Raw genomic sequence first — 14,790 nt, 5'->3', positions numbered from 1 at the left:
CTGATTAATGCCCACCGTCCGAAGTGACGGCTTGTTCATCGTGTTTGGTCAAATTACTGTCTCCGGCCAAATTGCCGGCCGGATTTTCAGTCGCCTGACGCAGCCGGTCATAACGGCCGAGCAAGGCGTTAAAGCGGTCATCAATCCCTTTCAGCAGCACGGGCGGGGCACTTTTCCCTTTTACCGCGTAGACACTGAGCTGGCGCAACAGCTCTTCCAGCGGGACGTCACTGCCGTGGCTGCGCTGGATGTCATAGATGGCGGTTTTCAGGTAGGAGAGCGTGAAGCTGCCGCGGGTGCGTTCCTGTAACAGGATTTTGTCCGCCAGCTGCTGGAGCTGGTCGCGGGTGGTGTCCCAGCTGCCTTTCAGGGGCACGCTGTCGATGCGGGCCGTGACCTGCTGCTGCCATTGGCGGGTGGCTTGTTGCTGTACCGGGGAGGCCGGCCAGTGTTGTTCGGCGGTCTCCGTCAGGGTACGGGCAGCCTCCCAGTTGGTCAGGGGGGAGGTTTCTGCCAGACGCTCAAGCTGGGTGGCATAGGTGTCCAAGTCCGGCTGATACAGCCAGGCCAGCCGGGCACCCGCCGGTTGTTCGGTCATGGCGTTCAGTTGTTGTTGCAGCGGCTTGTAGAACAGCAACCAACTGCCTACCAACACCAGCAGCCCCAACATGGCGCCGAGGCCAAATCCCTGCCAGACGTTCAAGCCTTTCGGTGGTTCTTCAGGAAACTGAACTCTGACCCGCTGTTGATTATCCGCCGTCGAGTTAGGTTCATGACGCGGAGGAGGAGACGGCGGCGGCGGGGTTTCCGGTTCAGTCTCCGACTGGGACAGGTAGACCAGCGGCGGCATCTGCACGGGCTGTGATGCAGGTTTCGGAGCCTGACGCGGTTTCTCCAGTTTTTTCGCTGCGTTCTGGAAGAACCACAACAAATTTTCGACCCTCGGCAACCGTTTCAGGTCTGATTGCTGCAAGCGATCAATAATCAATTGGAGCGCCCGCTCCGCGCGGTAAATCATCCGCAGGTCATTGGCAGCAAAGTCCATCTGGCGCAATATACTGCCGGTACGGGAGTGGAACCATTCCAATAAATCGGTGCGAACCTGCGGCTGGGGCGGCCACAGGCTATCCCATTCACTGACGATAACGCCCGCCAGCAATTCACAGCCTTCGGTAAACCCGGCCAGCCCGTTCAGTTGCATCCGGGCCAGTGTGTAGTAGATGGCGGTTTGTAAATCGACGCCGTTGGTTTTAAACACGGTCAATGACAGGGATTCCACCAGCGGCCAGTTAACTTCCGGCTGCGACGGGTGGCTGGTTTTGTTGATTTCATCGCGGATGACCGCAAATTCAGGCAGGTTCAGCGGACTGCCGCCCGCCCGGATAATCAGATTTTCAGGATGCCCGCTCATACGCTTGCTTTTCTCCTTAAAAAAACCCCTGCCCAAAGGCAGGGGGAGGGTTGACTGTTAAAACTGGCGGATCTTCACCTCAATAGAGGGTGTCCGGCAGTTTGAACTGGCTGAATAGCCCACCCGCAAACGGGTTGTCAGATTCATCCACGTAGATGCGGTAAGTCATTTCGCCGCCATCCACATTGAAACGCACATCAAAGAAGCCCGGCTGGACGTTGGTCAGTTTGCCGCTGTTAATCAGGCGCAACTGGGCCCAAGGTCCGGTGAAGCTGATGGAACGCGGTGACTGATTGCTTCTGTCCGGCATCAGGGTCAGTTTGCTCTCAGTGCCTGTCCGCATGGAGTTAGGCCAAATCAACCGAGCCACGTTGCTGCGTCCGTGGGAGTAATCCACCAACTGGCCGTCAAGGTTCAGCAAGGCACGGCGTTTGTTGCCGGTCAGGCTGACAGGCTCAATGGCAAACTGGGCACCAAGGCCGTTTTGTGGTGTAAAGAAGGTGGTGCGAATACGGTTCGCCACACCCAGTTGTTTCATGACGTCCGGACGGATCAGCATCTTGCCGTCGGTGCCCGTGGTCAGGTTATATTCCACAAACGGTTTCAGGTTCTGCTGGTAGAAGGCATCCAGCGTTCCGCCCGGCCGGAAGAAGCGGTCGAATTCGCTCAGCGGCACTTCTTCGGTCGCTTTCGGATTGAAGGGATAACGCCCTGCCAGATAGGTCTGGTACTGTTTGACGACTGTGTTATTCCATTCCACTTCCAGCGAACGCACGGCTTCCATCATCACGACGCGCCATGCCTGTTCAGCCAAATCGCCGACCCAGCGGCTCAGCGGTGCCGGCAGGGTTTTCGCCATCTGCTGCACTTCAAAAATCGCGTCGCTGTTGTTTTTATCCAGACGCATCTGAACGGCTTGCAGGGCGGCTTTGCCGGGAACCGGCGAGTTCTGGATAGCCAGCAGGTAACGGTGCAATGCCATCAGTTTCTGGTAGACGGTTTGCAGGGTGCTGCCTTTGTCACCATGTTCAACCAGAACTCCGGTTTCTTGGGCAAAGTCATGGCTGATGCTGTTTAGCAACTGATATTCCAATTTACCCTGCCGATCATCTTTTTCCTTGCTGCTCAACGCCTCACCCGTCAGAGGCACGGTCGTGTTATCACTCAGGATTTGCAGTGCCCGCTTGATGGGCTGTTCTCCGCTGATCACCTGTTCGATGGCACTGATGGCTTGCGGCAGATCATCAAAGTCACGCACTTCCAGATTGTTCATCGCCGCCCGCCACGTCGCGGTGTACTCCGATAAATACAGATCGTTGATTTCTTTCAGTATCCGTCGCTGGTCTTCGTCACTGTACCGATCGTTGCTCTGTGACGAACCCGCCCCACTGGTTTTATCCTGCTTATTTTTAGCGATGTTCAGCACCCAGCTATCCATTTCGGTCAATTTCGTCAGTTCGTCTTTCTGCCGGACGAAGTAATCCATCAGACCGTGGCGTGTCAGCAATTGGGGGATCACCAACCGTTTTTCGTTGCTGGCAACAAACACGTCATCAAAGCTGGGGCCAATCTGGTCACGCAGGTTAAGCGGGGCAGACAGGACATCCTGAGCCTTGATGCGCAGGTTCTGGTAAACCCGTTGTTTAACGGAGAGTGTTTTCAGCTCTTGCTGCGCCTGTCGGATCGGTTTGACGAAAGGTGCGAAGCTGGCAATGGCTTCTTGTTTGCCTTCTTCACGTTCTTTTTTCCAATCAGTACGATCCAGTGCGTAATCCAGGTGGGTCAGCAATGCGTCCTGAATATCCCGCTGCCCATGAAATTCCTTACTCCAGCGCTCACGCATGTATTGTGCGACCAGCCCGTTGTTGCGCTTACTTTTATCTTCCATCATGCGCATGACACGCAGGACTTCGAGTTTTTCCTCACTGCCTGCTTCTGCCTTATTCAAATCGTCCAGCAATCCCATCATCAGGGATGGCAGGAATCGCTGCTCAAGCAGTTTCAGGTAAGTTCCCGCCACATACGGGCCAACACGTCCGCCTTGATACAGCCCCAAGTCGGTCAGAAAGGAGGTATGTTCGTGGTAGTTACCGTAGGCCAGCGTTGCATCACGGATCGGGTTCAGCAGAGGCAACTGGAGGTTGCCATAGTGGTCTTCACCGTTTGGTGGCGGTACGGACAGGAATTTTTTCGCCTGTGTCAGGACTTCTTCACCCGCGCGATAGTTTTTCTGGTAGAAGTAATGCCAGCCGCCCCATGTTGCCATGATGACCAATGCGCTGATGGTGGAGAAAGTGTAGAGCTGGCGGCGGTTCCGGCTCAGCCAGATGCGGTTTTCGGCTGCCAGATTCGGCTCTGCCAGCAGGACATCTTCGAACAGGGATTGGGTAAAGTATGGCAGCGTATCTCCCGCCGGCCAGGTCGGGAAGGCTTGGGAGCCCAAGTGATATTGCGCCGAGGCGGATTGGGTGAACAGATCATCCATCTGCCCTACCTGATGTGCTGATGTCAGATAAACGCCACGCAAAGTCGGGCGGTGGTGTTCGTCGTTATACAGAATATCTTCCAGCATCTGGACAACATAGCTGTGTAATCCTTGGACCTGGCGAGTGAAACTGAACAGGGCGCTGCGCTGGTTGGCATCCACGTTGTTCAGCATCATGTCCGGCATCGCGATATTCAGGTTGTTCATCCACTGTTGCCAGAACTGCTCCAGCTCGCCGCGCCATGCTTTTTCATCACGGTTGTTGAGGCTGAATGTCACCCCGAGGATTTGGTCACGCAGTTTGCGATCCAGTGACTGGTACATCGCTTCAAAACCATGCAGCAAGTCGATTTTGGTCATGACCAGATAAATCGGCAACTGACTGTGGAAAGTCAGCCGGACTTCTTGCAGGCGCTGGTGGATTTCCCGCACATAACGATCACGCTGTTCGCGGTTGTCAGTCAATAAGCGCAGGGTATCCACGGTCAGGATAATCCCATTGAGCGGCTGGCGCTGGCGGTTTTCAGCCAACCAGCCCAGCAAGGCTTCCCACAGGCGGCTGTTGATTTGCGGTTTGTCACTGTTAAGTGGCACGGGTTGGTCAATCAATTGCCCTTTCGGGTCGATGATGACGGCTTTTTCCCCTAACCAGCAGCGCAACATCAGCGAGACGTTGCCGTCCTGACGCAGATATTCCGGCGCTGCAATTTCTGACAGTTTGTAGCCTTCCTTGATAAGTGCGGTTTTACCGCTTTTCTGGCTACCGATGACCATGTACCACGGGCGTTCGTACAGGTAATTGTACGAATCCAGATGGCGCTGTAACTGAGATTTCCAGTGGTCGAGATAACGATCTTGATACTCGATATCGACCCGCACCGGATCAACCACTTTCAGCTCAACATCCAGGTTGAGTTTTTCCAGTGTCCGCAAGCGACGCCACGCTTTCACGCCGATCCAAAGCAGTACCATCATGATAATGAGGGCAGTTGCCAGCCAACGTGAAGTCAAACTTTCCAATGGATAGTCGTCACGGATTTTCCATTCCGGCCCCCACCACCAGACTGCAATTAACAGCAGGCAGGGGATCAGCGCCAGAACAATGGCAAACAGAGCCTTGAGGCGTGTCAGGGACTTAAACTTCCCAAGCGCCGGCAAAACCGATTTCAGGGGTGCCAAAGATGACAAAGAGGGCCATTTCATGGGTTAACGCTCCTGTTTGAAGCAGTATCCTTAATAGAAGAAGGAAGTTTCTCAGCCTGCGCCATTTTTTCTGACAGCATGGTTTTTTCTGACAACATCGTCAGCAGGTTGGGTTCCCATTGAGTGAGTAACATGTGTTGTCCCGTGTATAACAAGTTCCGGTAGTGCTGTTGGGCCAGCGCCGTCATGCCCGCTTCTTCAAGCAATTGGGCGTTGAGCAGTTGGCCGTAGAATTGATCCCGTGGTTCGGTAAGCTGTTGCTGGTGTTCTTCCAGCATTTTCAGGGCAGCTTCCAGACCCTGTTGCTGGAAGCACTGCCAGATGCCTTCCTGATCAGCGGAAACAGAGCCCTTGCCCGTTGCCACAGGTTCAGGCGCGAGCCAATCGAGCGTTTCTGGAGAAACAAACGGACTCATGTCGGAAAAACTTAAGGTTTTCAGCACGGGCAACCGTTCCAGAAAAGCGTTCAGTTCGTCACGAATGGACAGCGCAACGTTCATGTAACCCAATTGCAATGCCGCCTGTGCCGCAATGGCATGACCATCCAGCCAGTAAGGGGCCAATGTCAGGCTTTGCTCAATTTGCTGGAGCAATTTGTTGTCCGCCATAGGCAATCGCGCCAGATAATCAGCGGTGCGATCTGCGGAAGTCGGGGCCAAGGGTGTTTTGCCTGTGGCATTTGCCATCGGGGCCGCCGTGATGGTGTGCCAGACAGCGTGACGCCGCAGCGAATAACCAATGGCGGAATCTGGATGCCGTTCACACAGTAAATCGGCGACGGTCAGCAGCGTCTGTTTCCACGCTTTGTCACTTGAGCTGTTGACGTCCACGTCCGGCATGGGTGCAGACTCAACGTGCTGGGAGGCTTGTGCCGCAGTGTCTCCCGCAGTGGCTTTTCCAGCAGATGCAGAGACAGCCGCAGGCTCCGGCTTGGAAGCCGTTGGTACCGTTTCTGGTTGTCGGTTGTAGCGAATGCGCAGTTGATCAACTTCTTTCGCCAGTTCCGGTTCATTGGCGTGCCAGCATTGTGCGAGGTGAGCCAATGCACCTTGTGCATCATCCCGCTCCCCCTTGCTCGCCTGTTCGATGAAACTGCCTTGAGCGGAGTCAAAACGCTTGAGCAACTGCTGTGCCAGTCGGCGTTTTATCAGCGGCTTGGTTGGCCATGCTTTTTCCCAATAATTTTTGACATACTCAGTCAGCAATTCCATGGCGAGGATCAATTCAGCCGGCTTACCTGCGTGTTGCAGTGTGCGCAGCAAATGAACCACCAACCGGAAATCTTTGTTATTTTCACTCAATAACTGCAATGACTTTCGCTGGATCTCTTCAACATCCAACGAACCATGTGACAGTGAGCCGAATTTAATCATCTCACCGTCAATGTATTCCCATGCAGGTTCATCCTCCGCCAGTGCCTTGCCAATCTGTTCATCGGACAAAGGAGCCAGCAGGGAGCCGAACCAGTCGAATTGTGTTCTGATGTCCATGTCGATTACCAACGGCAAGCAGCACGCAATGGTTTCGCTGCCTGCTCCAACTGAGAAATGTTAAAGGTTACGCGGCTGCCATTACTGCCCGTAATGGTCATGCGCTCGCTGTTCATCAGGCGCTTGATTTCGTCAATGCCCGGCAACCCACGGCTGGATTCCCATAAATAGCCGTTTTCGCGCACGAACCATTCGGTGCGAAACTGGGTTTTGTCCGTTTCTATCGTGACATCACCCGATTTCACAACATGAGGCAGTGCTACTTGCAAGCGGGTAATATGGTCTATGCAACTCAGCATTAAGACGGGACGGGGCGGAGGAACCCCAATCGCCGGAGTGGTCAGGATAACGGGTGCTGCGCCATTTTTTCCCTGAGTTACAATGAACCCGGTGGAATAATCATCGCGTTGCATTTCCTGTTCCATCGCCTTGCGCCATGAAGCTCCCATGTTCTCGAATGGAACTTCTACTTCCTTGAATTTGAGGTTATTTAATGCGCTGTCATAACATGCCAGCCGAATAAGCGGAGATGGCTCAAAACGGCATTTTTGCAGTTCAACTAAATTTTGTTCTTCCTTTACCGCAACAGCATCCTTTGGCCCCACGACTTCTGCGAGCTTGGGGTTCCCTGCCAATGACGCGAGCAATGAACTAACAATTAAAACAATATTCATAATCTACACCCGTATTTAGCCAGTTTGTAAACCAACGTCCGCTGGGAGATCCCCAAGCTTTGTGCAATCAATTTGGTGTCATTGCCATAATGACGCTGACGTTGGACTAACACGGCGCTTTCAAATTCTTCTATGGCCTTTGGCAGATTATCGATATGACTGTAATCCACGGAGATACTGCTGGCCGCCGCTGGGTTTTTTGATTCACTCAGGGAGGCAAGCAGTTCATCCAGTTGTTTTTCTTTCTGGCGTTGAACCTGAAATACCTGACGGATTTGGCGCAACTGCCCGCGCAGTTGTTCGAGTTCCTGCAATTTTTTCAGGCGATGCTGCATAAGATGGCAATAGATGCCGAACATGTTTTCATTGTTGGTGAAATGGTCGACATTTTCGGCAAAAATGGCGATTACGCCGCAAGCCTGTCCGTTGCAGTCAAACAGGGGTATGCCGTATAACCCACAGTTATGCGGCAGTTCTGCAATAAATGTACGGAAATAGGCATCATCAATGCGCGCCCCGTGATTAAGGGAATCCCAGACGGTCGGGCTTCCCTTGCGCAATACCTGTATCAAGGGGTTGTTGACGTCATCAATGTCTACGTACAGCCGGCGGGAATTGGCTTGCTGAGGTTCCGGCAAGTTATAGCATTCCAGCCTGTTTTCAGTGATGTTAAGCAGGAAAACCAACAGGGCATCAAAACGCGAGCTATGGCTGACCTGCAAAAAATGGTCAACCAGTTGTTCTATAGTGTCATCTTCCAATAACGCTAACGCGCTTTTCAGCCTCTGTTTCATTATTCCGCCTCCTCTACCTCTGCCTTAAACTCGTGTTCTTCTACGGTTAAGCGAATGGCACTGATGGGTGTCCCCGCAGCCATTTTCTGCAACAGCAGCAATGAAACGGGTGGCAACAGTGCTCCATCAATGATGGATTCCAGCATGCGGGCACCGTTTTCGGCACGGGTCGCACGTTGCAGGATCTCTTCCGATACTTCATCGCTGATGGTGACTTCCGCATTGAAGCGTTGGGTCAGCAAAGTATCCAGACGAGCCAGTTTGCCCTGAATAATCGTTTTCAGTGTTTCATGGCCCAGCGGCAGATAAGGGATCACTTCCATACGGGCCAGCAGTGCAGGCTTGAAGAATGCCGCCAATTCCGGATAGAGCAGGTCGTTGATCTGGTTGGGTTGCTCGGCGTTATCCACGATGGTTTGATAGCCCAGATTGGACGTCAGGAAGAACACGACGTTTTTACAGTCGATGATGCGCCCTTCCCCGTCAGCCAGTTCCCCTTTGTCGAAAGCCTGATAGAACAGGTTCAGTACGTCAGGGTGTGCTTTTTCCACTTCGTCCAGCAGCACGACGGAATAAGGTTTCTGACGGATGGCTTCGGTCAGTACACCGCCTTCGCCATAACCTACATAGCCCGGAGGTGAGCCAATCAGGCGGGAAACGGTATGTTTCTCCTGAAACTCGGACATGTTGATGGTTGTCAGATATTGGCGGCCACCAAACATCAGCTCTGCAATTTGCAGAACGGTTTCCGTTTTACCGACACCGCTTGGCCCCACCAGCAAGAATGCCCCCAGGGGACGTCCCGGACGGCGCAGGTCTGCGCGGGCGGTCAGCAAGTGTTTGTGCAGGTTCTGGATGGCAATGTCCTGCCCTTTGATGCTTTGTCCCAAATGGGTAGGCAGTTCGGTGACGATGGACAGCTCGCTCTGTGACAAACGGTTCAATGGCACGCCCGTCCACTCAGCAATGACTGCCGCAATTTGGGTTTTGTCCACATGCGGGGAAACCAGCGTTTGCTGTTTCTGTAGTGCTTCCAGTTGTGCGTTGAGAACCGCCAGTTTTTCGATCAGGGACTGTTCGTCATTAATGGCGACATTATCCTGTTCTGCCACATCCTGCTCTTCTGCGTTTTCAGCCACTTGCTCAATGGCATGATCAAGAGACTGTTCAGCTGAATCTTCCTCTGCCGCTTCCGCAATGGTTTCAACGGCGTTCTCCACAGATTCATCTGACGCCTCTTCAGGTGCCTTGTCCTCAGCCAGTAACTGGCTGCGCAGTTCGATAATTTGCGTTACCAACTCCTGCTGTTGCTGCCAGCTTTTTTCCAGTTCAAGGAGTTTTTCCTGAACGTCTGCCTGCTGATTTTTCAGCTCTTCCAATCGTTCTGCATGGTCATTCAGCCCCATGCGTTGTTCCCGCTCCAGCACCTCGATTTCCATTTGTATCTGGTGCAGTTCGGTCGTCAACGAAGAGATTTGGCGTGGCGGTGAAGTCAGGTTAATGGCAACACGGGCACAGGCGGTATCCAGTACGTCAATCGCTTTGTCCGGCAACTGGCGGCCAGAAAGATAACGATCACTCAATACCGCAGAGGATTTCAGGGCTTCATCATCAATCAGTACGCCGTGCGCTTTTTCATAAATGGCACGCAGGCCGCGCATGATAACGGTCGCTTCGTCTGCGGTTGGCTCTGAAACTTTGACCAGTTGGAAACGACGGGACAGTGCCGCGTCTTTTTCGAAGTACTTTTTGTACTCACTCCAGGTCGTTGCGGCGATGGTTTTCAGTTCGCCACGTGCCAGCGCAGGTTTCAGCAGGTTGGAGATGTCCAGCCCGCCCGCTTGGTTACCAGCACCGATCAGCGTGTGAGCTTCATCGATAAACAAGATGATGGGTTTTGGTGACTGGCTGATTTCAGTCATGATGCCTTTGAAGCGTTTTTCAAATTCACCTTTTACTGCCGCACCCGCCTGCAATGCCCCCAAATCCAGCGTCATCAGTTCACTGTTACGCAATTTTTCCGGCACACGATCATTGATGATGCGCAGCGCCAAGCCTTCAATCAGGGCACTTTTACCGACACCCGCCTCACCGACGACGATGGGGTTGTTTTTGCGGCGACGGCAAAGAATATCGATCATCAGATCGATTTCGTTATCGCGGCATAAAACCGGGTCCAGCTTGCCCTGACGAGCCTGTTCAGTCATGTTTTGGGCGAAGCGCGCCAGCAGGCTGTCGCTGTTGGCCGGATGTACGCTCTGCCCCTCTTTGCCGCTGGTATCGATAGGCTGTTCGGCGGAGCCATTAGTCCATTCTGCAAAGTTCTGGCGCAGCAATTCGCGGTTGATGCCAGCCAGCAGGCGTGCTGTTTGTGGTGCCAGATAGCGCAGCGGGCTGAACAACAATGCGATCAGCAGTACGCCACTGCGCAGTTCACTGTGTTGCATCTCCGTGGACGCCAGTAACCAGCTATCCTGCAACCACTCCACCAGCATTGGGGAGAAATTGGGGTAAGATTGCACAATCGATTGATGATGAACCATCACCTGATCGAGCTGTTCTTTCAGTAGATCTTTATCAATATCTACTTTATTTAAAATCAATCGCACATCGCTAAGTGGAGTGTCGATCATTTGCAGCAGCAACTGTGCAACCGTAATTTCCGGTTGTTGCTGGCTGACGCAGGATGCCGCAGCAGCTTCCAATGCATGGCGGGTCATCGGGTTTAAACGATTTACAAGGGTAGGCAGATCAATCTGAATCATAGCGACTTCCTATCTTAATAATTTACTTAGCTGCTGTAATATGTCTTGGCTTTGATCACCGAGGCGAATGGCATAAAAGCTGTAAATTGCCACCAATAAACCTACGCTGATGCAGAGCAGGTGCTTGATAGTCCATCTTCTGCTCAGGCGATAACGCGCGTCACTCTCGTTGATGTTGACATACAGCGTTGTTGGCGGAGTTTCGCCACGCAATGAATGAAGCTGCTGTTGCAGACGACGGAACAGGCGCTCAAAGTCATCGCTTTTTTGGGCGCTGACTTTGTAACGTCCGCGGTATCCCAGACAGAGGCAGAGGTAAATGAACTCCAGCAAGTGCTGATAGCGCTGTGCCTCTCCCATTAAGCGTTCAAGCAATACGAAAACCTTTTCACCTCCCCACGTTTCATTGTGGAAGTGCACAAGCAGTGATTGCTTCAACCATCCATTTTGACTGTTCCAACCGTGCCCCAATGCAGTTTCATCAATGAAGGTGCACAGTACGTAGCGGAATGAAACAATCGCGCCCGGTTCATAACCTTTGGTTTGCAAGAACTGTTCAATAGCTCGGATATCAGTGACAACCTGCTGGTAAAGCTTGTCCGGCAGTGCCTGGTCATGCATATCCTGCAAACGTAAGACCATCCCCAGCAAAGGAGTGGCGGCATCGATCATTGGGTTAAGGCTTTCACCACGTAACGGTAACTGGTATTGGCGCTGAAACGCTTTCAGCGTTTCAGGCTTTTCCAGTGACAGACTGTCAACATTGATATCACTCATAATTATTCCTTACCGCTCCTGATAGCCCAGAGCTGCATATCTAAGTCCGGGAAATCTCCCGATACGTGGAATGCGATGGAATTGCCTTGCTGGATCTCTTTCCATGCCGGGCTCTTCTGATCCAGACGGAAGTAGGTGTATCCAGAGTGATACGGCAGCTGGCGAGGTGCCGCGGACAGTGCAATCAATGGCACACCCGGCAACTGGACGCTGACCAGATCGCGGATTCTTTCCATTGAAGTGACTTTGGTTTGTTGGACGAACTGACGACGCAACTGTTCCTGCGGCGTGCTGGCACTGATTGCCAGTACAAATTCGGCCTTGCGCAGCAAATCGTTGTCGTGGAGCGTTGCCACTCGGATGCCGCCTTCGTTCTGTTTCAGTGCAATGGATGTCGCACGTGGCGTCAGTACAACGTTCAGTGAATCACGAATGGCGTGCATCGCGTCCTGAAAGGTGTCTGTCAGGTTATTGTGATCATACGCCAGTATATTGCCCGGCAGGCGGCTTGCATCAGTGAATGTTCTCAGCTCACCACAGGTCTGGAGCAACTCGGTATATAAATACAACGGATGCAGGACGGTCTGTTTTGCGTAGTGGTTGAACAGAGGCTGAACGCGGTTCAGCAATTGCAGCATCATAAATTCCGCCACATCCGCCACACCCTGCTGGCCCGGTGAGCCAATGCGCTTCGCCAGAGTTCTTGAGCGTTCAGTCAGCAAGCCATCAATTTCTACCATGAAACGCTTGAGTTTATCTGCCACGAAAATCGACAAACATGTCGGGATAAAGTCGTTATCCAGAACAATCGTGCCATCTTTTTGCTTTTCTCTGATGCGACACAGAGGCAGCGCCGTGTATGCACTCATGTCCTCAGAACCTTGCATCAGGACAGGGGTCAACTGGGCAAGGTTGAGAGCAAAAGAGTCTCCGCCTTTGGTATGCAAGTCACGGACATCGGTAGGCAATTCCCGATAACGCACTGCACTTTGCGTTTCTGCATCCCTGTCAGCGATTTCCCGGATGGTGTCGCTGGACATTGGCAATGCCAGATAAATGTCTTTGCTTTTCAGATCATTGAGATTTTCGATATCCAGCGGTTTTGGCAGCAAGTCCTGACTTGGCGCTGAAAATACCGTGCCATCCGGCATGATGCCGCTGGCTTCGGTAATGCCGATACGCCCCAGCTTGAGCAAATCATCATTGATGCTCAGGGAGCTGAAACCGTGCGCATAAGGCGTCAACACGGAAACAAGGCTGTGCGCCAGATAATCAATGTGCTTTTGTTGTTGCTGAAAATGTTGTGGTTTGATGAATAATCCTTCGTGCCAAATCACCCGATTTTTACCCGGCATGATTACTCCTCCTCTTTTCTAAATTCGACGTCGTTATTCCTGACATGCACCAAGATGTGGTAACGGCGGCCGATGTCTTTTACTCGGATGATCTTTTTCCATTCAGATTGATTTGCATCTGCATAGTGAACGATGACACCGATGTAACGGTTTTTCTTTTCCAACATGATTGCTTCCAAGGGCTTGTATTGCCCCGGCAGCAAGGTGTAATCCTGATGATCGATATAGTTTTTCCCCAGCGCCTTTTCGAGCTTGTCACTTTCCAGTTGCTCATAATCGGCTGCCAGAAAACGTGAATCTTCGCTGAGATAAACCAGATTCATTTCAACAGGGGCCGCTTCACCACTTTCATTAGGGTTGATGTCGGGTTCTGCCAGCAATGTAATGCTGGCAACTGAAGGCTGTTCATCCGGTTTGCCGACTGGCGTGGAAGGATCCCAGATAACCTGACCTACTTTCTTTGTTGCATCCCATGCACTGCTACAACCGTTCAGCAACATCGCGGACAGCAATAAAACCCCTACAGCCCACACACGGTGACTAGCGGAAAGTATCATTGTTGGATTCCTCTAAGCCCTGACGCAATGCGCGGTCATAAGCCTGCTCATACACCTCACGGAATAGCTTTTCGAATCCTTGTTGGCGGCTGGAAGCTAATTCACGGTAGTAGTTGGTGTACATTTCCCATGCCCAGGAAGCATCTTTATTTTTGGCTTCATTGCTGCGGCGATAATGCGAGAAACGGCGCAGCAATTGCTCTGGGGAAAAGGCTTCCAGCATGGTGTCCAGCGCAGCAGAAATCGCCGTGCGGTTGGCTTGGTAATGCAATTGCAGGTTTTGCAGGCTCTCCGATACCGCCGCTGGGGCAGACAGGTGAACCGGGCTTTTCTGATCGGAGAACATCACCTGCATGGTGGTGTCATAATCCATGTTCAGGCGCAGCGGGTTATCTTCAATAGGACGAAGCTGTTTATCACGCAATCCATGCTGTTCACGCTGGAGCGCCAATAGCCCTTCAATGGCGGATTTCATGGTTTTGCCCATCTCTTGCAGGAAATCATTTGCCTGCTGGGTGTCATGCAAAGGCAATTGCACATCCAGCCCGCGCATCAGAGGGGTAATAGCAACATGGTCAACATCCATATCTTCGTACCGCTGGTCGGAATTGATATCCGGTAAATCAAGGAACTCCTGATCCATAACACTGCCTCTGTTATCAGAAATAGGGTTAGCAAATGGGGGTGACTGGTAATGATCGGCTGGCAAGAGTTGCTCAGTATCATTTGCTTCAACCTGTGGTTGCAGCGTGGTCAGACTTTCGCTGTCAAGCACCTTGAGTGGATCATCACTGAAACGGTGCATGACTGTCGGTGCAATGCTTTCATCATGGGCAAATGCAGATTTTTGTAACGGCGCGCCTTCCAGCATGGCATCCAGCGGGTTGCTGTAGCTGGAAACCAGTGATTCCGGCGAAACCGTTGAAGGATCGACGCGATCTGATTCAGAAAAGCTGATGTGGATCTTAACGGACAAATCACCCACGCTGATCTGATCCCCCTGCTGCAAGCGAATGAGGCTTGACTGAGAGGTTAATACTGCGTTGTTGATCTTCACTGGATCAGACAAGACTTGCAGACAAAAAGCCCCATCCTGCCATTTGATGGCAAATTGTGATGGGTGGATATTGCCCTGTTGATCCTGCACAGACCAAAGGTGGCTTTCACTGCTACCGACCGTGCCTCCCTGTGTCGAGAACAGGCAGCTGGCAGCTTTGCCGCTTTCCAGCTGTTCGCTGTTAATAACCCGCAATGAAAGGATTGGTTGATGTTTTTCCAT

General features: G+C 52.3%; 9 protein-coding genes and 2 pseudogenes. All 11 read right to left on the bottom strand.

From position 1 onward, the window contains the following. Window positions 1-4: 4 nt before the first annotated feature. A complete protein-coding gene (locus FE392_RS02575) occupies window positions 5-1,411 on the bottom strand; it encodes a VasL domain-containing protein (protein WP_319928661.1) in 1,407 nt (468 codons plus the stop codon). A gap of 79 nt (window positions 1,412-1,490) precedes the next feature. Then, the gene (gene tssM / locus FE392_RS02570) at window positions 1,491-5,099 is read right to left on the bottom strand and encodes a type VI secretion system membrane subunit TssM (RefSeq protein ID WP_319928660.1); all 3,609 of its coding nucleotides are present in this window, start codon (window positions 5,097-5,099) and stop codon (window positions 1,491-1,493) included. Then, window positions 5,096-6,589, bottom strand: a complete 1,494-nt coding sequence (gene tssA, locus FE392_RS02565) for a type VI secretion system protein TssA (protein WP_319928659.1) — start codon at window positions 6,587-6,589, stop codon at window positions 5,096-5,098. Before tssA ends, tssM begins: the two co-directional genes overlap by 4 nt. Before the next feature lie 5 nt (window positions 6,590-6,594). Then, on the bottom strand, window positions 6,595-7,263 hold the full coding sequence (gene vasI, locus FE392_RS02560) for a type VI secretion system-associated protein VasI (protein WP_319928658.1): 669 nt from the start codon (window positions 7,261-7,263) through the stop codon (window positions 6,595-6,597). Further along, complete coding sequence (locus FE392_RS02555; RefSeq protein WP_319928657.1) at window positions 7,260-8,057, bottom strand: helix-turn-helix domain-containing protein; 798 nt, start codon at window positions 8,055-8,057, stop codon at window positions 7,260-7,262. Before FE392_RS02555 ends, vasI begins: the two co-directional genes overlap by 4 nt. Next, window positions 8,057-9,100 (bottom strand): annotated as a pseudogene (locus FE392_RS22105) (AAA family ATPase); the annotation flags it as partial. The gene FE392_RS02555 and the pseudogene FE392_RS22105, both read right to left, overlap by 1 nt. Before the next feature lie 168 nt (window positions 9,101-9,268). Then, window positions 9,269-10,822 (bottom strand): annotated as a pseudogene (locus FE392_RS22100) (Clp protease N-terminal domain-containing protein); the annotation flags it as partial. A gap of 9 nt (window positions 10,823-10,831) precedes the next feature. Continuing rightward, a complete protein-coding gene (gene icmH / locus FE392_RS02545; protein WP_319928655.1) occupies window positions 10,832-11,599 on the bottom strand; it encodes a type IVB secretion system protein IcmH/DotU in 768 nt (255 codons plus the stop codon). Window positions 11,600-11,601: 2 nt separating this feature from the next. Then, window positions 11,602-12,954: a type VI secretion system baseplate subunit TssK gene (gene tssK, locus FE392_RS02540; RefSeq protein WP_319928654.1), complete on the bottom strand. Its 1,353-nt coding sequence runs from the start codon at window positions 12,952-12,954 to the stop codon at window positions 11,602-11,604. Window positions 12,955-12,956: 2 nt separating this feature from the next. Further along, window positions 12,957-13,511, bottom strand: coding sequence for a type VI secretion system lipoprotein TssJ (tssJ, locus tag FE392_RS02535; RefSeq protein WP_319928653.1), 555 nt, complete (start codon window positions 13,509-13,511; stop codon window positions 12,957-12,959). Then, window positions 13,495-14,790, bottom strand: a complete 1,296-nt coding sequence (gene tagH / locus FE392_RS02530; RefSeq protein WP_319928652.1) for a type VI secretion system-associated FHA domain protein TagH — start codon at window positions 14,788-14,790, stop codon at window positions 13,495-13,497. The genes tssJ and tagH overlap by 17 nt, the downstream gene beginning before the upstream one ends.

It is taken from the genome of Xenorhabdus santafensis (genome assembly GCF_033949405.1).
Taxonomy (GTDB): Bacteria; Pseudomonadota; Gammaproteobacteria; order Enterobacterales; family Enterobacteriaceae; genus Xenorhabdus; species Xenorhabdus santafensis.
The sequence above is the reverse complement of the archived record's forward strand: the minus strand, read 5'-3'. Positions and strand labels throughout refer to the sequence as shown.